17 protein-coding genes and 2 pseudogenes are annotated in these 18,554 nt (G+C 62.8%); 10 read left to right on the top strand and 9 right to left on the bottom strand.

The window, feature by feature from the left end; all coding sequences use genetic code 11:
* The first annotated feature begins 657 nt into the window (after positions 1-657).
* The 4 genes from ACFWAY_RS49030 to ACFWAY_RS49015 all read left to right on the top strand — a co-directional run bounded on the left by ACFWAY_RS49030 (position 658) and on the right by ACFWAY_RS49015 (position 2,882).
* The gene (locus tag ACFWAY_RS49030) at positions 658-804 is read left to right on the top strand and encodes a hypothetical protein (RefSeq protein WP_378515865.1); all 147 of its coding nucleotides are present in this window, start codon (positions 658-660) and stop codon (positions 802-804) included.
* A 4-nt stretch (positions 805-808) separates the two neighbouring features.
* The gene (locus ACFWAY_RS49025; RefSeq protein ID WP_378515864.1) at positions 809-1,294 is read left to right on the top strand and encodes a Clp protease N-terminal domain-containing protein; all 486 of its coding nucleotides are present in this window, start codon (positions 809-811) and stop codon (positions 1,292-1,294) included.
* Positions 1,295-1,687: 393 nt separating this feature from the next.
* Positions 1,688-1,990: a hypothetical protein gene (locus tag ACFWAY_RS49020; RefSeq protein ID WP_378515863.1), complete on the top strand. Its 303-nt coding sequence runs from the start codon at positions 1,688-1,690 to the stop codon at positions 1,988-1,990.
* A 586-nt stretch (positions 1,991-2,576) separates the two neighbouring features.
* Positions 2,577-2,882, top strand: a complete 306-nt coding sequence (locus ACFWAY_RS49015; RefSeq protein WP_378515862.1) for a hypothetical protein — start codon at positions 2,577-2,579, stop codon at positions 2,880-2,882.
* Between the two features lie 275 nt (positions 2,883-3,157).
* Here the strand turns inward: ACFWAY_RS49015 and ACFWAY_RS49010 are convergent, their stop codons facing one another.
* The 4 genes from ACFWAY_RS49010 to ACFWAY_RS48995 form a co-directional block, all read right to left on the bottom strand.
* On the bottom strand, positions 3,158-5,659 hold the full coding sequence (locus ACFWAY_RS49010) for a hypothetical protein (protein WP_378515861.1): 2,502 nt from the start codon (positions 5,657-5,659) through the stop codon (positions 3,158-3,160).
* 292 nt (positions 5,660-5,951) lie between these two features.
* Positions 5,952-7,769, bottom strand: coding sequence for a hypothetical protein (locus ACFWAY_RS49005; RefSeq protein WP_378515860.1), 1,818 nt, complete (start codon positions 7,767-7,769; stop codon positions 5,952-5,954).
* Positions 7,770-8,135: 366 nt separating this feature from the next.
* Entirely contained in the window at positions 8,136-8,414 is a 279-nt protein-coding gene (locus ACFWAY_RS49000; protein ID WP_378515859.1) for a hypothetical protein, read from the bottom strand.
* 252 nt (positions 8,415-8,666) lie between these two features.
* The gene (locus ACFWAY_RS48995) at positions 8,667-10,082 is read right to left on the bottom strand and encodes a HEPN domain-containing protein (protein ID WP_378515858.1); all 1,416 of its coding nucleotides are present in this window, start codon (positions 10,080-10,082) and stop codon (positions 8,667-8,669) included.
* Between the two features lie 164 nt (positions 10,083-10,246).
* On the opposite strand from ACFWAY_RS48995, the gene ACFWAY_RS48990 reads away from it, so the two are divergent.
* A complete protein-coding gene (locus ACFWAY_RS48990) occupies positions 10,247-10,534 on the top strand; it encodes a DUF4193 family protein (protein WP_378515857.1) in 288 nt (95 codons plus the stop codon).
* 272 nt (positions 10,535-10,806) lie between these two features.
* Here ACFWAY_RS48990 and ACFWAY_RS48985 read toward each other — a convergent pair whose 3' ends face one another.
* Both ACFWAY_RS48985 and ACFWAY_RS48980 read right to left on the bottom strand, forming a co-directional pair.
* Positions 10,807-11,445, bottom strand: a complete 639-nt coding sequence (locus tag ACFWAY_RS48985; RefSeq protein WP_378515856.1) for an RES family NAD+ phosphorylase — start codon at positions 11,443-11,445, stop codon at positions 10,807-10,809.
* 6 nt (positions 11,446-11,451) lie between these two features.
* The gene (locus ACFWAY_RS48980; protein WP_378515855.1) at positions 11,452-12,048 is read right to left on the bottom strand and encodes a hypothetical protein; all 597 of its coding nucleotides are present in this window, start codon (positions 12,046-12,048) and stop codon (positions 11,452-11,454) included.
* Positions 12,049-12,441: 393 nt separating this feature from the next.
* On the opposite strand from ACFWAY_RS48980, the gene ACFWAY_RS48975 reads away from it, so the two are divergent.
* The 5 genes and pseudogenes from ACFWAY_RS48975 (at position 12,442) to ACFWAY_RS48955 (ending at position 16,363) form a co-directional block, all read left to right on the top strand.
* Entirely contained in the window at positions 12,442-13,947 is a 1,506-nt protein-coding gene (locus ACFWAY_RS48975; RefSeq protein ID WP_378515854.1) for a hypothetical protein, read from the top strand.
* 417 nt (positions 13,948-14,364) lie between these two features.
* Positions 14,365-14,514, top strand: coding sequence for a hypothetical protein (locus tag ACFWAY_RS48970; protein ID WP_378515853.1), 150 nt, complete (start codon positions 14,365-14,367; stop codon positions 14,512-14,514).
* 553 nt (positions 14,515-15,067) lie between these two features.
* Positions 15,068-15,532, top strand: a complete 465-nt coding sequence (locus ACFWAY_RS48965; RefSeq protein ID WP_378515852.1) for a hypothetical protein — start codon at positions 15,068-15,070, stop codon at positions 15,530-15,532.
* 144 nt (positions 15,533-15,676) lie between these two features.
* Positions 15,677-15,880 carry a hypothetical protein gene (locus tag ACFWAY_RS48960; RefSeq protein WP_378515851.1) on the top strand — a complete coding sequence of 68 codons (204 nt, stop codon included), beginning with the start codon at positions 15,677-15,679 and terminating at the stop codon, positions 15,878-15,880.
* A gap of 199 nt (positions 15,881-16,079) precedes the next feature.
* Positions 16,080-16,363: pseudogene (locus tag ACFWAY_RS48955) on the top strand (hypothetical protein).
* A gap of 213 nt (positions 16,364-16,576) precedes the next feature.
* Here the strand turns inward: ACFWAY_RS48955 and ACFWAY_RS48950 are convergent.
* The 3 genes and pseudogenes from ACFWAY_RS48950 to ACFWAY_RS48940 form a co-directional block, all read right to left on the bottom strand.
* Complete coding sequence (locus ACFWAY_RS48950) at positions 16,577-17,212, bottom strand: hypothetical protein (protein WP_378515850.1); 636 nt, start codon at positions 17,210-17,212, stop codon at positions 16,577-16,579.
* A gap of 353 nt (positions 17,213-17,565) precedes the next feature.
* A complete protein-coding gene (locus ACFWAY_RS48945; protein WP_378515849.1) occupies positions 17,566-18,111 on the bottom strand; it encodes a M23 family metallopeptidase in 546 nt (181 codons plus the stop codon).
* Between the two features lie 266 nt (positions 18,112-18,377).
* Positions 18,378-18,554, bottom strand: a pseudogene (locus tag ACFWAY_RS48940) (IS110 family transposase); the annotation flags it as partial.

The raw sequence follows: 18,554 nt of genomic DNA, 5'->3' as shown, positions 1-18,554 counted from the left end.
GCTTCGCTCCCCGCCAGGGAGCCACTGCGCGGCTCGCTGTGGGTCGATTCCCGTTGCCGTCGATCGAGTCGCTTCGCTTCTCTGAGTTTCCGAGATTAGGTCCTCGCCTGCGCTTTTAATCGTCCCGTTCGATCCGATCCCCACACCCCAACGAGGCTGAGGAGGAGGGCGGGTGTGCCCGACCCGTCGTCCACTCGCATTCCCGTACCGCTCCATGTCATACCCACAAGCATACCACCCACCCCCAACGCAACCCAAAACAGTCGAAAAACTTCAAACACCTAAACCTGTTGATCTACAACTATTTTCGAACCTTACAATCTGACGTTTGTGCATAACAGCTGTAAATACTTATTCACCAATTAATTACCGAAACACGTTGTCGATCAACAACTTTCAAAACTGCTCAAACCGGACGAAACAGACACCGCGCGCCCGCCGACACGTCGACGCCGGCCCTCCCCCGACACGTCGCCGGCACCCCCACATCACAAACCGGGGACATGTCATCACACCAGGTCACAACACCATTACGCCCTCGGGTGCCGAGGTCGCATCGATCCCACCCATAACCACCTACACACCGCCCAGAATGGGCAGCAGAGATTCAGCGGTAGTTCGCGTCGCTCGCGGCGACGCCTGGGGAGGGAGCGCGTCATGGTGTTCGAGAGATTCTCCGATCAAGCCCGTCAGGTGGTCGTCCTCGCCGCCGGATCCGCCCGCACCCACCACCAGAACTCCGTCGGCACCGAACACCTACTGGTCGGGATCTTCGACGCCGGCGGCCCCGAGCGGCAGCACTGACCTCATGGGAAGTCACCGCCCCGGCCCTCGAGAGCAAGATCGAGGGCGCCAGCTCACCGGCGGACCCCCCCGGCCGCGGGGCACATCCCAAACACCGGCGAAAACGAAGAAGGTCCTCGAGGGCAGCCTGCGCCAGACCGCCCTGCTCGGGCACGAAGAGATCGGCACCGACCACCTCCTCCTGGCCCTACTCGACGACCCCGCCTCCACCGGCGCTCAGATCCTCACCCACCTCGCATCCCTTAGCATCAGCGAGATGCGTGAGCACCTCCGACACGAACTGGCCCAACAACCCACCCCAGGCCCCGCCCACCGCATCCCCATCCGACTCAGCAACGACGAATACACCCGCGCCCACGCCGCCGCCAACACAGCCGGCCAGAACCTCGAAACCTGGACGACCGCATCACCGACGCCCTCGAACAACACGAATAACAGGTCCAGTCAGGGTTCAGTCGGGGGACGAAGAACAACTCCATCCCAATCATGAACCACGCCACCATCGCCGCTAACGGCAGAAACGCACCCACCAACGACACAGCGAACTGGCGGGCGGGCCTCCCGTTTACCAGCACACATTGGGGTGCACGGACTTGTTGAGGTTCCCGCGTGGGGGTCAGGGTAGGGCGGCGACGGAAGGTGCTTCACAGAAACTTCCGTAGGCGGTCCCGAGCCAGTTCACCGCCGTCTACCGATAATCACCGCGGCGGGCGATCTAGTCGAACTCGGGGGCTGTAGCCAACAGCCAGTTACGGCAAGTGCGGGCGCGAGGGATTCGAGTCCGACCTGAGCGTCACAAAACGGGTGCTGTCGGGCGGGCCGACTATCATTTTCCGAGATGTCATTCCGTACATCACGTCTCTGAACGAATGGAAGTCCCCAAGTGCCCGAAAGCTTCGAAGCTGAGCTCGTCGGCGGCGACAACAACCGCGGAAACGTACAGATCGAGAAGATCACCGCCCGCGACTTGAACCGCTCGCACATTGGCAAGTTCATCGGTGGCAACCGCGACGGATACAACTATCCGATCCGGATCAACGACGTCGTCCCGAAGATCGACGAGCCGTATGGCGTTCTCATCTCAGTCTCCCACCCCAAGCTCCCGACCCAGCCGGCTCACGATGAGAAGGTTTTCGTCCCGCTGGACCAGGAGATCGAGCTGGTGTCCGGCGACGTCATCCAGTAGCAACACGGAGGGGCAGGGCGCACGAGGAACAGAAATTCATCCTCGCGCCCTGTCGCTTCTGGAGAAAGTCCAGGTCGAGGGCTTTTTTGAGCGTGCGCGCAGTCGGAGCAGCCATGAGAGGGAGACATCCAGCCAATGGTCCTGAGGTGGTTGTGCAGATCGGACAGAGGAGTCCCCATCGAAGCGTTCGTCGAACGACGGGGAGACGACAACACCTGCTGGTGGTGCGGCGCACCGGCCACAACAGCTGAGCACAAGTTCAAGCAGACCGATCTCCGCAGGCTTAAGGGTGAGGACGAATTCCTCTACCACCACAGCGACGGCGATAGTCGGCTCGGGCGCATCAATGGCACCAACGCGAAGCGTATGAAGTTCCGCAAGAACCTATGCGGGCCCTGCAACAATGCAAGGAGTCAGCCATTCGACCACGCGTATACGACATTCTCCGAGTGGTCTAATGCCAACATGGCGGCGATCTACAAGCTCGACGCTCTCGACCTGGGCGAGGTTTTCAGCGGTAAGGACGTCACATCTGGGAAGTACAACCTTGCTCGCTACTTCATGAAGTATCTGGGGTGCCGCATCGATGACATCGGCCCTAAATCTGTACAACCAAGTGTCGCGTGCCGCGTCGATAAACAGCTTCCCCCTTACCCACTCAGCGATATCTGCATGGCTGTCTTCCGAGAACAACCTCCCCATCAACTTCTACGGCGAGAGTGTTATCGGCAATGTTGGGGTGTTGTACGGCTGGAACTCACAGCTAAAGGTGAAGGCAGACCCGTTTTACCTCTACCGCAAGACGACGTTGCACGAGCACAAGGACCTTCCCTTGCCACAGCACTACGAACGATGGCCTGACTACCTCAAGGAATACCGTCAGTTCGTTTGAACTGAACCAAACCATGAACCGCGGAGGTCATGCCTCCGCCGCTCGCATGACGGGCCTGGACCGCGACCGGGCGAGGAACCTGGGTGTACGCGCGGACGGCGGTGGCGCGACCCGAGTCGTCTCGGGTGGGTGCCCACAGCCTGATCCCCAATCTACCGAGACTATGGCGAGATCCACCGCCTCGACCACGCTGTTGAGACGAACCTGCCGCGACAACTCCGGGGCAGGCTCGTCGCCGTGATCGCGTTAGGCAATGCCGGGTGGCAAACCCAGCCTCAATCGACGTCCACGTACCGATCATTCACTGCTCTCGTACCGAGACCGAGAACCTCGCGAATTCGAGGACGGCTCATCGTTTTCCAGTCGTGTTCCTTGACCGCTGTCCGCATAGCGTTGAGACTCGCTGCCGTCCAGGCGTCTCTGGTTGTCGCGAGGACGATCTCCTCTGCACCAAAGGTTTCGGCGAGTAGCACTCGCTTTCTCGCAGCCCTTCTCTGATTTGTGCCTTTGTCGATCTCGTCAGTCGATTTCGCCTCCGCTACGACAACCCTGTCATCGACGAGGGCAAGGAGGTCCACCTCGGCGAGCTTCTTGCCCGTCGAATCAGACACCTCGAGCTCAGCACAGTCGGCATAGCGGTTGCTGTGACTAGCTGTGGCACGCAGATGGGCGGCCAGAAGAATCGGCACGTCACCATTTTGGGCAATGAGTGCGGTTGCGACGGGATGTAGATCGTAGAACCATTGCGGCTCGCCGGTCGGCATCTTCCATCGTGCTAGGGACAAGTCGTTGGGGTCGCCGCACCGGAGGCACTCATTGACCTGACGAAGGCGATCGATCACCACGAAGTCGAGATTCCCGCAGGCTGAGCAATTCAGAAGCAGGCCTCTCGAGAGGATCCCTTCGGTGAGAAGCTCGTCGCACTGTTTTCGTGCTTCCTCGATGGGTAGGCCGGAGATGGAGACGATGCCGGAGAAGTTGAGATACGCCACCGTCCCTCTGACCAGACAGCCTTGATCCTCGGGGAATTGCTCTCTAGTCGTTTTGAACTGCGGGATGAAGCTGCGGAACACGGGCAGAAGATCGCCGGAAATCGCCTCGATGAGACGGGTTCTCGATCCGAACATCGTCTGAAGGACGTCACCGTGCCTGCCTGCGGCTGACGTGGTGACGGTCCGCCCGATCAGCGACGCTCGTGCTGACGCCCAAGTCTGCATACCTGGCTTTCTGATCCGCGGTTTCACCAGCCGATAGTCGGCAGATGCTCCTGCTGGGACGAATCCGTACGCGAGGGCTTCATACGACAGCCCGGTCCTGCCGACACGCACCCATGTGTTTTGCGGCGATTCGTCGGGGTGAAGGATCGCGTGAGCGGGGACGTGGCGGACCGGCGGAATGGGCGTATCGGGAATGTCGATGTCGACCTGCCAGGACAGATCCGGCACCGTCTTGAGGAGCTCGTGCTGAATGATCGGCGGTGCTGGTGTCGCGGCTAGCGTGGTACTGCCGTCGGTATCACGAAAGATGGGCAGAGTTGTCGTGGAGTTGAACTGTTCGTCGATTCCAAAGTGCGATTTTCCGCGGGCAGGGAACTGGAGATCGTCATCCAGTCCGATGACCGGCAAGTCGTTCGCGGGATCGACCTCTTCTGGCTCGCTGACGGTGAAACTTGACGACTTGCGCAGAACGTCGTCACGGATCTCCGCGACGTCGTCCGTGTCATGTGATACGGAGGTTATGGCCCACGTCCGCTTGTTGAAGGTTACGAAGGGGGCAAGCTGATCTCGTAGGAGTTGTAGGACGTGCGCGCGTTCGCCCCCGTCGATCCAGGAATCAGGGATCCACAGCCCGCCCCCATACAATCGGTCCCAAATCATGGCTAGCGCGAAGTCGTTGGCCGAACCGCCAATGACACACAGTCTCCGGGCGGGCGAACTGGGAAAACTGGCCACGGAGGTTAAGCCGGGTGTTGTCGCTTCCCAGGCGGAGGGCAGATCTTGTTCTGCTCCATGGGCGGGGTCGAAGACAATAGCCGGTATCGTGGCAGGGTAGTGCGCCGTTGTTCTGAGCAGCCACTGCAGAATCGCGGACCGTTGGTTTTCGTCGAGCGCCGCCCCTTCCGCTGTCGGGGTGCTCAGGAGGCCAAGCCGCATCGCGGCGGCTACACCGATATCACCCGTGAGCGCGGGCGAGACGCCGACCGGTGTGGGATCGGCTGGGCGCCGGATCTTGTCGATCGGGGTGAGCGGTCCATGGTGGGTTCCGGGCGCTGTCAGGACGGGAGCGGACAACGTCAGTTCTCTCTCGTGCCAGCGATGGTCGCTGTCTCCTAGTTCGGAGCCGTTGTCCATTCGGTACGAGGAACACGCTTTCACCAGCTCATCACGCGTTCGAGCCAGCACGTCATCGTCGACACCCTTTGAACGCAACTCGTCTCGCAGACGGGAACGGCTTCCTTGGTCGTCGATGTTCTGCTCGTCAAGCATCTTCTCGATGGTTCCCCGGGTGAGGTTATCGAGGTCTCCAACGGTGTAGTTGTGGAGCACGACGTAGTCCGGGTCGTAGGCGACAACGGCTTCCCGCACCCGTGGATCGATACTTCCGTCGGTCGCGGGCACGAGCACGAAGCCGGCTCCTCCCCAGGTGTTGCTGGCGCCGTACATCGCTGCCCGAGCGAAGTAGTCCCAGCGCCACAGGCCCCGGAAGACCACCGCTACCCGGGGAGCGCGGAGTCCAGTGGTCACGGTGGCGTACTCGATCTGCTGGTTGGTGCTCATCGTCTTTCCCCTCATGGTCATCGACCGCCCCAGACAGGCAGTCCAAGCAGTAAATTGCGGGAGCCGTTAGTGCCCAGGGCATATCCGACCTACGATTGCCCTCGCTCCACATCCGGATGGCCCCGGTTGACATTCGCCCGGCCTCGCGGCACATGCGTTGCGTTCCCTCACATCGCATTGATCCGACAATCGCGAAGCCCACTGCGATGCATCTGCGGTGCTGACTCCAGGGCGCACCCGGATGCGCGACGCTGTCCCCGAAGCATCGCCGACACCGATTTGCCGATGCCCTCTATGCGGTAGAGATGAGCCGGTCCCGCAGCTCAGCGCTGAGCCGGCGCATCCGACCCACCGACCGTCGGGGCATCGGGCGGGCCGGCAAGCCGAACAGGTCAAGCATGTTCTGCAGCCGAATCGGGATCCCGCGACCAGCGAGGGCCCGCCAGTCGGCGAGAATCTTCACCGGGTCACCGCCCATGTGGTCGGCGAGCCCCTCGAGGATCATCAGATCCGTCACCGTGATCAGTGCGGGCGGAGCCACATACCGGGCCGCTGGACCGAAGAGTGGATGCGCGCGCTCGGCGATCTGGAAGTCGACGAACTCCGAGTACGGCAACCCGGCATCCGGAGTGACCACCAACGGGACGAAGATCGTGTCGGAGGTGATCCGTGAGCCGTCTCCGGGCCAGCCGTTGTCCGCGAGCGATTTGATCGTCGACGCCAACTGTGTGAACTTGTGCTCGAGGAGATTGCGATCGATGTCGCCGTCGAGAAGATCCGGATCACCCTGCCCCTCGGACAACTGTGCGATCAGGCGCCGGTTGTTCGCGTCGACCACGACGCAGTACCGGCCGCGGACCATCGCGAAGTCGCACACGGACGGCGGCCCGGAAGCCCCCGGAGTGGTCCACGCCTTCTGCATCACCGGTTCGGTGGCCACCGCGACGTCGTGCAGATGCGGCTGCGCGGCGATGCGGCGGATCCCCTCGCCCACCCGGGCCTCGAAGATATCGTTCATCGCCTGCTCGAACTGCCTACCCGCTCGCGGGTCACTTCTGCGCAGTTCTTCGCGCAGGTCGAAGAAGGGAAGGTCGCCGAAGATCCGCTGTGCACCCATCTGGGCGCGCAGCAGCAACAGTGCGCCGTCGGCAAGCCTGACGAGCGGGTAGCGCTGCACGGTGAACCGGGACCATGCCGTGACAAGTCCCTGCTCTTCCTGGTCACGGAAACTCTGACCCAGATCCGCCAGGGAGATGACCATATGGTGCTCCACGTGGGTGAGGACGCCGTCGGGAACACCGGCGGCGCGGAGCTCGTCAGCGGTGAAGCGCACGTGACCGGTCGTTGCACGGTCGATGATCAGACGGCCGAACGCGAGCACGTCGTCGAACGACACCCCGAATGCGGCCTCGAACACCATCGCGGGTGACTCTCCGGTGAGCCGGTCCACCTTCGTGCCCTGCGGCCATGGACGCCGCCACACATCGTGCAGATGCGGAAGCAATGATTCGATCGTTTCCGGCTTCTCGTACGCGAGAGTGGCGACCTCGTCAACGGCGAACGTCCGCATGAGCTCGCGCAGACCCTCTTCGCTCAAGCCGTCGAGGACGGACTCGATCTGAGCCACGGACTCGGCGTCGAAACCCCTGATCTCCGGCATTTCGAGCTGACCAGAGACGTGATCATGCTCGGTGTTGATCCCGAGAAGGCAACGCGTGAGGTCATCGGAACTCACAGGGTCGAGCGCGTCGTCGTCCGGCGCCGACAAGATGACCTCTCGCGCACACTGCATCAGACCCCTCGGAGAAATCAGGCCCCGGTGGTCGGCGGCGATCAACGGTTCGAGCGCCTCGCGCAGTTCGGGACCGAGGGCAGCAACCCAGGCACGCTCCACATCCATCCGGGTGTCGCTGATGATCGCGGAATCCAACCGGGCCAGCAGTTCGGCAACCACCTGCAGCGAACCGTAGACGTTCACCCCATGCCAGACACCCTCACGGTCATCGCGATCAAACGCGCTCCCCAGGACCTCCCGCGCCGCGATCGCCGCCTTCATGCCGAAGGCACGGCTCGCGACGGCGGGATTCATCAGACTGCGATTCGACGACATACCGATAAGTCTGCGCTACGACACCGACAACCTCGAGCACCCGGCACCAACTATCCCCCGGAACATCATTCACGTGAATGACACTGCGTGAATTAATATTTCAACACCGAAAAACGATGTGGCGTCGATCTCCTGCGGGCAGTCTGGCTGGAGGGGCCGAACCGGGGCCTGCGTAGTCGTGGCCACCGCGAAGGAGTAGGCCGGGGCGGCGCTGGCGGTGTGGCCACGAGGGCGAGTGTCGCGGCGGTCATGGCCAGGATGGTCGAGGTGCGGCGGAGGATCCTCGGCCGAGCGGTCGGCCTGCGGTACCTCTTCGAATCGGCGGTTACTGGCGCGAACAACGGTAGGCGCAGCGCCGTCACAGATCTATGTGCCGACCGGTGATGCGATCATCGAGATCGACACCGCCACCAACACGGTCAGCACAACCTTTCCCGTGAAGGGAACACTCGGCGGCGCGGCAGTCACCGGCCACGGAAACACGCTGTACGTCATCGACTCCGAAGGCGGGCGGTTACGGTCTTTGAAACCGCCACCAACACCGAGGTCGCCAAATCTTCCCGTCGGCGCGATCACCGGTGGCGTCACCAACTCTAGCAACACCGTCACCACGATCACCCAAGGCGGCACGAACGAAGCCTGCACCGGATCGCTGTGCCTACTCACACCAGGAGGCTGATCTGAACGAAATGGGTGAGGGCGGACCCGATCGGTTCCGCCCTCACCCATTCGAGTGCCCACCGTTCTGAGTACGTGCAGTGAGTTTTCGCCCCGGCGTGCTCTCGAGTGCTCGTACGCTGTGGACGGTTGCTGGGTCACCGCTGCCGCGAGCGCCCGGACCATCAGGGCAACAGACACACTGCGGTGTCCTACCTCCCGCGCGACAGCCCGCCTCGGCTACTTCTTCGCAGTGCGGACTACCTCCCCAAACGCGCGGGCCGAGTAGTCGAAGTTATTCTCCACGGCCTTCTTCTGCGTAGCAGCACTCAATCCGAGCTCTTGCATGAGCACCAGATGAAGCAAGGCCTTGGTGACGTAGGTGAGCCGGTACCGGGCCTGCTCGGGTACCTTCGCCTCCAGCTCGCCAGTATTGAGGTGGCCGAGTGCGTTACGGGGATCCCTCAGCCACTTCGCCCACACATCTACGTCGGTCAGCAACTTCTCCACCGCCGCCTGATCCGGGATTTCCGCAATCTCCAGGATCCTCTGCTTCAGCCCGGGCCGGTTGTCACCCGTGCGGCCTCGGATCCACTCGCGAGCCTCTGGATTCTCGGGGAACGAGGCACGGGCTGCGGTCTTCACCTTCCGGTACAGCTCGTCCGGGATCCCGATTGACTCGGGACGCAACGCGGCATGGAAACCCTCGGTGGCGGAGGCCGCGTTGAAGATTTGGTTCTGGTAGAAGTCGCCCTCGTTGTAGTCGAGGCTGAACAGCACGTCGAGCGGCAGTCCCACTTTCTTTCGGAGCGCCACCCACGCCGGCAGCAGCATGCCCCAGTCCACATCCTCCAGCGTGAAGATGATGTCATGGGGAGACACGGCGCGCTCGTCACCAGAGCCCGCATCGAAGTACAGCCCGACGGGGTAATCCCGAGTGCCCTCGTCCTCCTCTGCCTCCCGCACGAGGAGAGTCTTCTTTCCTACTCGGCAACCAACCTGCGTGGCCAAGGTGACCAGGTCCCGAACCGCGGACACCGTTTCGTTGAACCCGCGCCACGTCCTTTTCTCATCGGACCGAACGGTCACCGTTGCGAGTTCTTTCACGGCGAAGGCCCGCTCCCACGCCTTCGTGGCCGTGTTCCACTTCAGAGTCCACCCCAGCGTCGCCGTCTCACCGGCGTCCTCTAAACGGGCAAGAACCTTCTCCAACACGCTGGGCTCCACCACGACCCGGGAGAATGTGAACTTATCCGAACCATCCTCGGGCACCTTGAAGACGTCACTACGGTTGATGCCGGACCGCTGTGTCCACGCCGTGAGGTTCGCCATCTCCACCTCGAGCCCATCGAACGCTTCATCCTCGGCGGACTCGAGGTGTATTCCGACAAGCACGACCCGTGGCTGGACCACCTCCACAACCGTGTGCTCTTGGCCCATAGTGATCTTCCCACCATTCGCCGGCTGGCACTCCAACAGCGTCACCTGCCGCCCGTCGGCAGCCCCATGCACCACCTGCGCGCCCATGTTGCCGAGGAGCGAATCAGTCAGCTCCAGGCGACTGCGCCCATTCGCATCAATTTCCAGTACCCCACCGACCGGCGCGGTAGGCGCCGTTGGAAGCCACCACTTACCCACCATCCGAAGCTCATCCACGTGCAGAGTTTCGCATAACGGACAACAAGGGCGGGACGTGACAAATGCAGCAGCCCGAAGCCGTGGAAAAACTTGAGCTTTTCGTGGGGCATACACCGAACACGTTTTCTGGCAGTGTCATTCACATAAATGACACTGCATACCCGCGATGAGGGCGGGCAGGCATGGCCCCCGACTACGACGCACCGCGAGTCACCGAATCCGAGGTGTCCACGGACGCTTCCCTCGTCCAGCTGACAGCCATCAGGAAAGAAGCTCAGTCACCCGTCGTGCACGCCAACACCGCCGGGTCCGTCGAGCTGCACGCCCCCGACCTGTCCGGTACAGATTTCACCGTCCGCGCCATCCCGAAGCAGTCGGACGAATTCATCTGCACCAGTTGCTCCCTGGTCCACCACCGCGGCCGCCTCGCCGACCATCAGCAGCTGGCCTGCCGGGACTGCGCTTTCTGAAAGCAGTGATACATCCAAGTCCCTGGGAACACCTCGAAACACGGTGCACCCCGCCTCCCGAAATCCTGCGGTCACTTGCACGGAGTCATCACCGTCGATGGTGTCACCGCACCGCACCTCCCGGGCACCCGATCCGAGAGCACCGCGGCACCCTGAAAGTTCCTTTCGACGCGGCCGGTCGCCGGCCTCTACCTCACGACGCGCTCTGCCCCCGAATCAGCTCCAGGTGTGTCGCGACCTGGGCATCTCGGAATCTGTCGGCCCGGGCTGTTTCAGGGTCCGAGCGCCGCGTTGTGCGGGGTGAGGATCGCACCCAACAGGTAGTGCCCGTCGGCGGAGTCGAGCGCGATCACCCCTCCGACGGCGGTGACGGCCGGGTGGGCGTGCGTGGCCGGGTCATCGGCCAGCATCCAGGCGAGAGTGTTCTCGTCGTGCCGCGGCCGGTATTGCACGCCATCGACATCGGGGTTCGCGGCAAGGATCGCGGCGACCCACCGGCGGGTATGCAGATACCCGGAGGGGTCGCACTTGGACAACCAGGCGCCGGCGTTGATCCGGGACGCCCCGGCCCCGGTCAGATCCACCACCTTCACCGTGCGGGTGGTCCGCAGTTCACTCAGGACCCGGACGGCGATCTTCGCCCGCGGGATCAGCCGCGGGGACTGGTCGACCGGCAGGTTGCGGCAGAGCGTCTCGGCGACCGCCGCGGCCGGACTGTCACCGACGTACAGGTAGCCGTAGGAGCCGTCGAGACTGTCGAACCGGCCCCCGACCCGGGCCCTCGGCCGGGCCGCGGGGATCAACTCCGTCGCGCCGCGGGTGGCGCTGTGGATGCGCCACACCGACGTATCGGCGGGGATCGTGGTGATCAGGGCAGGCGGCAGCGGTGTGGGTGGATCCGGGTAGGTCACGCGGGTTCAGTCCTGCGTCAGGTCGTCGGCCGTGTCCCGCAGATCCTGCTCGCGCCCGCCGGCGACGGCGAGGTCGGCGGGTGATCTCGGGTCGTCGGCGAAGTCGGTCGGGCTCAGCCACCAGGACGCGACCCCCCAAGGGTCGCCCTTCGCGCCCAGAGCACGGTTGATCTCGGCGACGATCGGGCGGACCTGTCGACGGTCGGCGTCGAACTGGAAGGCCGGGTAGAGCTTGTGCCCCGAGACCGGCAGGGCGATCACCGTGCCGGACGCGGACAGGCGGCTGGCGGTGTTCCGGCTGGTGGCCGCCTTGCCCAGGACACGGCTGACGGCGGTGGAGTCGAGCATCTCGTGCTGGTCGACGATCGCGGTCAGCGCGGACGCGACGATCCGGGTGCGGGCCACCGCGGCGGCCGCGGGGTTGGCGACCGCCCGCTCCTGCTGACGTGCCAGCGCCGGGCTCATCGACAACAGCGCCGTCACGTCGTCGCGGACAGGACGCAGGGTGGGCCGGCGGGAGAACTCCTCGACCAGCAGCTCGACGAGATCCGGGTCCGACAAGGCATGGATCGAGTCGCGTACGCGATCACGGTCGACGAGCATGTCCATCACCTCCAATGTGCCAAAAGTGTACCGCGTACCATGTGTGTCGGGCCAGGACGTGAGAGGCTCGCCATGCAGCGCCGCACTCGACTGCAACGCGCACTGCCACAGAACACCGGTCTGGACGCACGCCGATCGGCACCCCTACGCCAGTGCGTGGCCCGGCGGGGACGCCGCGCCGCTTGCCACGACCGCAGCCGCGCCCGTTCGCTCGCCATCTCGCAGGTCACCGCGTTCGCCGCCACCGCGATCATCGCCGGGCGAGCAGTGGCCCCCCACCCACCGCCGGCGCCACCCCGGTCGACATCACCGACCCATACGATCCCCGGAAGTGGAACGGGCGGGCGGCTTCGCCCGTATTCAAAGATGGATCCGCCCGTTCAATCGGTTCCAGTGGACGAGAATGACATCGTGGCCATCGCATTTCTCGCGCAGGATCCGCTCCCCGACCCCACAAGCGTCCCGCCCGTTCCGGTCTATGTGGTTCCCACTCCCGGGGATGAGTCGTGGCTCACTCAACCGTCGGCCACATTGTTGGCCGGCCTCGCCGTCCTGGCCTCGGCAATCATCGCCTTTCTCGCCACGTCTCTTGTCCGTCGGCAGGCTGAACGGCACTTCCGCGCCTCGAACCGTCGAGACCGCTTCGCCACGATCGCGGAGCAACTCGCAGACACCTCAGCAGCGGTTCGTGTGGCCGGCGTATACGCGATGGAAGCTCTCATCGACGACTGGCTCAAACACGGCTGGAATGCAGTCCTCTGGGCTGCCGCGAGCGGCTCCGCTCAGTCGATAACAAATGACCAGCGAGAAGCGCAGGCCTGCATCAATGTCCTGTGCAGCTACCTTCGACTGCCGTACTCACCAAGCGATCGCGACCAACACCAGACCAAGACAGTAGTTCGCTACGCCCCGACCATCGAAGAAGAACAGAGAAACATTCAATACCGCGAAGAACACCATGAATACCGTCAAGAAGACCGCCCAGTGCGACAAAGCATCGTCCGGACTATTGCGGGACACCTACGCGACCACCCCTCCGTGCGCAGCTGGAGTGCCCTGGACTTCGACTTCACCGGAGCGCACTTCGAAGATGCGGACTTCTCTGGCACAAGCTGCAAGGGCCGGATGCTTTACACAAGAGCGCAATTCCATGGTGACCGAACACTATTCGACAACGCGGAGTTCCACAGCGAAGAATCGCCATTCGACAACGCGAAGTTCTATAGCGAAGAGACGTCCTTCGACAAGGCCAAGTTCCGTGGGGCGCGCACATCATTCGAAAGGGCACAGTTCCACGGGGAAGAGACCAGATTCATCAACACGGAGTTCCGCAGTAAGGAGACTTCATTCGACAAGGCTGAATTCCGCAGCGAATTGACTTCATTCCACGAGACGGAGTTCCACGGCGACCGCATCTCGTTCAACTGGGCGGAGTTCCATGGAAACCACACGGCGTTCGATTGGGCACGATTTGACAATAAATCCACAGCGTTCGACCATGTTCGATTCCGTAGCAGCGAAACGACGTCGTTCACAATGGCACAATTCGGCACAACGAAAGCATCAAAAGAGACGGGTGTCTCATTCGACGGGGCACGATTCCAGAGCAAATGCACATCGTTCAATCTTGTTGTGTTCCCCAAAAAGTGGACATCATTCTTCCATGCGGAGTTCCATAGCCCTGAATCGACGTTCAACTGGGCGAGTTTCCGCAGTCTGAGAACGACATTCGCAGGGGCACAGTTTCTGGGTACCCATACCTCGTTTGCTGATCCCAAGTCATGGACAGCCGTCTTCTTTGACTGGGAGTGGCCACTTGCTGGCGGAAAGGTAGGACCGGCCCGGACACCGCGGCCCGTAGGAATAGAACCTGACGAATGGCCACCACGGATTCGGTAACGACAGCCCGGCGCGATGACCACCACCTGTTCCGCCGCGGCAACGTGCCCGTCGCCGCCCGACTGATCGCCGGCGGCCTCGATATCCCCGCCGCCGAGGCACTGCTACGACTACGCGCCGCCACCTACGCCGACCACCGCTCCATCACCGACCTGCCGCCGCCATCGTCGCAGGACACCGCACCCTCTGACCCGCACACTCGTCCTCGAATCCTTGCACCGCGGACCCGAACTATGGAGGGATCCACAGCGGCACCTACGTGCAGACCTCTGCCACTTCCCCGCTCACACTTGGTCACAGGGATCCTTCGACCGATTTGATGTGCGTGGCAAACCAACCCAACTCGGGCGGAGAAGCCCCGCCCACCATTTACCTCAGCGTGTCGATCAGCGTCGTGACCAATAACCCGGAATTCTCGTGTCCACCACGGAGAAATGTCCGCCCCACCGGAGCGAACTGACGGCCGGCACGGAGGCGGACGTGTCCGTGGCCCCGGACCGCCTCCAGCACCTCCGCCGGGACCTGGACGCCATCGCATACCTCGAAGAAGACAGCGGCCTCGCATGAACAGCAATCGATAACAAACAGGTACCGGCATACGCCGAACTACCCATGCGCAACCTCGCAGAGCACCCCACACTTGTGACGTCCACTTCAAAACATCGCCGAACCGCAAGCAGGCCGCCGGACACGCTTTCCGAAACCACAACTTCACTCGCAATCATGCAGGCAGCACCCCGCGCAGACAGACACCATGCGCCCCCTTTTGAGGGACCTGTGCTGCACCCCAAGAAACCGCTCCGCTCATTGGTGCGGGTCGGGGGATGCCCGTCCGTACGATGGCACCGTCGTACGGGCGGGCCGCTCCGCCGGCAGTCGGCTCTGTTGAAGAAAGACTCGAACCACGAAAGGCACGTACTGGTGAGTCGGAGCGCTCCACCGAAACACCATTGCTAAGCCCATTTTCATCGCCGTGACGAGAAGCCTTTTGACGGTCGGTGGAAGCTGGTGCGCGGGCTCCGAAAACAGGCACCCCACCCCGCCGGATGATCGTTCCCGGACCCACCTATAGACACGACGATGAAGGCCCGATCGTTTTCGTCACCACCCAGAGGCACCCATGCTCGAGACCCCTGCCCCACCGCTGGCGGCGTTACCGGCAACCGCGATCGAACCCGCCGCAGCAAAGTACGACCGCCCCCGGAGAGATCCCAGGTGCAATCGAATCGGCAACCGCGCGGCCCGTAGGCGGCGCGCCCAGATCGACGGCCTCACAAGCTCTCCTGCGCTCGACTGGGTTCGGCGATCCCTCCGTTTCTGCGATCTTCTGGCAAGCGTCCAATCCATCAGCCCCACCGGCCGAGTGCTGGTTGGTTTCGCCATCGAGTGGGCCCCGTACGGCGGCGCCGACGCCGAGGAACTGTTCATCAAGTTCGGCATAGCGCGGGAAAGGTTTCTCCACCTGCTCAAAGCCACGATGCCCCCACGACCATCGGACCTGAATCGACTTCGCGCCATGAAGGCCACCCTCTGCGACGACCTTCTCCGCGCCTGGCAAACAACGCCGACAGGCAGCGGGAAATAACGGCCCGGACTCTGCAACAAGGGCCGACGCGACTTCGCAGCTGCAATCGGCTGATCAGCCGACTTTCAACTCCCCTGCTTCTCGCTCCCCCGGCACGCTGGGTTTTCACTCCTCAGCGAGTGAGCATCGAAGGACGGATGAACGATGGCGTTCAAGTATCGGTCGGTGAGTTTCGCGTGCGGCCTGTTCATTTTTTCCTCCTTCGGAGTGTTCTCCTGCGTGGCCGAGGATTCTCTTGATGGTGCGGTGTTCTACACCGTCACGCTCATTCCGTCGGGCGACCTCTTGCTACGGCGGCTGCGCGATACCTACCGCACGCGGAGGCAGGTGCCAAGTGACGAACCATAGGTCCACACCCGAACTGATCCCGCAAATGCTCACAGACGCAGCACTACTCGCAATAACTCGTACGATCGTCTATGTTATTCACCGCACCGGATGGCTGTTGCGAGTCTCGACTGCCCCGTGCACGGACCCCGCCGACCAAGCTCCCCCGACCCACAACAGGTCGCATCAGCACGCCAGGAGAACCACCACGGCGAAGAACCTGCTGCTCGAGCACTACCGCGTTGCCCCGACACCGGCCAAAGACGGCCCCTGGACCGTGGAGCCCCGTCGCTACGACGGCAAAGGACGACCGCCGGTCACCGATGGCCCCTTCCCCGAAATCAAGGACCTCATCCGCGGCTGGATGAACATCGACGTCGACACCCAAGCGCGCCATCGAACTGGCCGGCGAACTGTCGGCCGCCCCCGGGGCGGGCGGCAACCAACCACGAGTAGCTCGGGGTACGCCCAATCCTGACCGCGCCGCCTACCATCACCGAGTGACCACCGAGAGCCGGATCGTGCTCCGGCCCTCGGCCCGAGGGTGCTCGCCGTTCCTTGGCCGCAGCGGAGACGACTCTGCGGGCGGTCGAGGACGCCGGGACTCCGGAAGGGGTGTCACCACAATGGGATGGAGACGTCGGGTAGCGCACTACGATCGCTCCGTACCCAACCTGATTCAGATGCGTTGTTGCCACTGACCTTCTGAGGACGGTGCTACCGGAAGATCGTCCCCTCGGCATCGATGGGGTACGCGTTCACATCGAAGTCATAATCGCCGTGCACACCACGGAGATATCCAGCCCAACTGGCGCCGCTGTTGCAGATGTGATCCCCGCCGTTGATCCGCACGTTACATACCTGGAGCGCGGGCAACCCACCATAGTCGTCGTTCGCACCGCCGAGGGCCGGCACCCACCCCATATCGGTAGCTGCGAATCCCCGGCCGCCACCCGGGCCGGCCGAAAGCTTGGGATCACCGATCAAGACGATGCTGGCCCTGCCACGGAACTCTCTACCGTTCTCGGCTGCCCACAGATGCACGACCGCTGCCCCACCCGAAAAACCCACCGGATGGATGAAGTCTCGCGGGCACACTCGGGCATGAGCATGTATGAGCCGGTTCAGTTCCTTCACGCCGGACCGCGTGTCAAACGAGTTGTACCCGACGCGCTGATCCTCGTTGAGGAATCCCACAGAGTCGTTATCGGTCAAACCGCCCACGACGACGTCCCAGGTGCCCCGACACGGTTCTGCGGCCGAGGCCACTGTGGGGGCCACGACAGCAACACCCGCAGTGAGGCCCAGAGCTAGGAGTGCGGTGCTTACTGCCTTTGCGGACTTGCGAATCATCTACTTGCCTTGCTGTTGTCCCACATGTGTTGCGGGCGCCATTGTTTGGATGTGACAAAGGTCGGGAGCGGAAAGTACGCCGCCCAGCGGTTCGCTCGTTCCACCGATGCCGACCCCACCTTTGCGCTGCGGAAAGACTGAGGCCGGTTCGTGGAGACGAGCGTGACCACTCGCGCGTGTTCTCGGGCTGTCGTCTCGGTCACTGCGGGTGGCACATCGTTGGCCAGGCCAGGGGGTGTCGCATCGCCGTGCCCATTCCATAGTCCTGTACAGACATCCGACGCGGACTCGACACCCGGATCGGCCGACAGAGCATCCTCTACTGGTGCGGGCGTGGGGGAAGCCGGTCCGGATCAGGATCGGATGTCGCTCGAACCCGTGTCGCACGCACCGACCGAACGCAGGAAGGTCACGGGATCGACCGCACCACCGCGATGAATGCGCAGATGCAGATGTGGACCCGTCGAGCTCCCCGTGTTGCCCGTTGCGCCGATCGCCTCACCAACATCGACGTGAGCCCCCACGCCGACCCACGTTTCGGACAGGTGACCCATCTGAATCTGCTCGCCGGTATCCGCTTCCAGCTGGATGTAGGTACCGTATCCGCCCGGATCATTCGGTCCCGCAACCGAGATCGTCCCTGAGGTCGGCGCGTGCAGCACGGTACCTACCCTGACGGCGAAGTCGGTACCATCGTGGCCGACGTGGAACGCCTGCGACACTGGACCATCGACTGGCCACTCCCAGCCGCACCCTCGGGGTGTCTCCCACGCGTCGTGCGCACTGGCCGTACCTGAAAGAATTACTCCGCCGATCGCGGCGAGAGCACCTGCGCCTGCAACAATGGCGATCACACGTCCTGCGGTAGAGACACTCTGGTCACTCTGCTTGCCCATCATTGTTTCCTCAGTTGGTCGAGATGGTGAAGTACAATCTCGACCAAGCAACTGCACCTGCGGTGCGTCGCTGCGTACGGTGTGCAGTGATAGCTTCCGTCAAACGAGACCTCCATAACATCTCGGCAACAGATACACTGGGCAACGTCCGAATTACCCGTTCATATACCTATTTTCGAGATTCAGGTACTTTGTCCGCCCTCTGTCATACCGACCGGTTCGTGCGAAACTGCTAGGGCTAGGGCTAGACATCCCAGGGCTGTAATTTGTCAAGCAGCCCGGATGGTGCGGTGGTCCCACCCGATGTGTTCGTCGTAGCGGGTGTGGTGGCGGAGGCAGCCGTGGAGGATGCCGACGAGGCGGTTGCCGAGTGCGCGGAGCGCTTGGTGGTGCAGGTCGCCGGCGTCGCGTCGCTGGTCGTAGAAGTCTCGGGCGCCAGGACTGGA

This window comes from Rhodococcus sp. NPDC059968 (assembly GCF_042738615.1).
Taxonomy (GTDB): domain Bacteria; phylum Actinomycetota; class Actinomycetes; order Mycobacteriales; family Mycobacteriaceae; genus Rhodococcus_F.
Note: the sequence above shows the minus strand (reverse complement) of the source record. Positions and strands in the feature narration are given on the sequence as shown.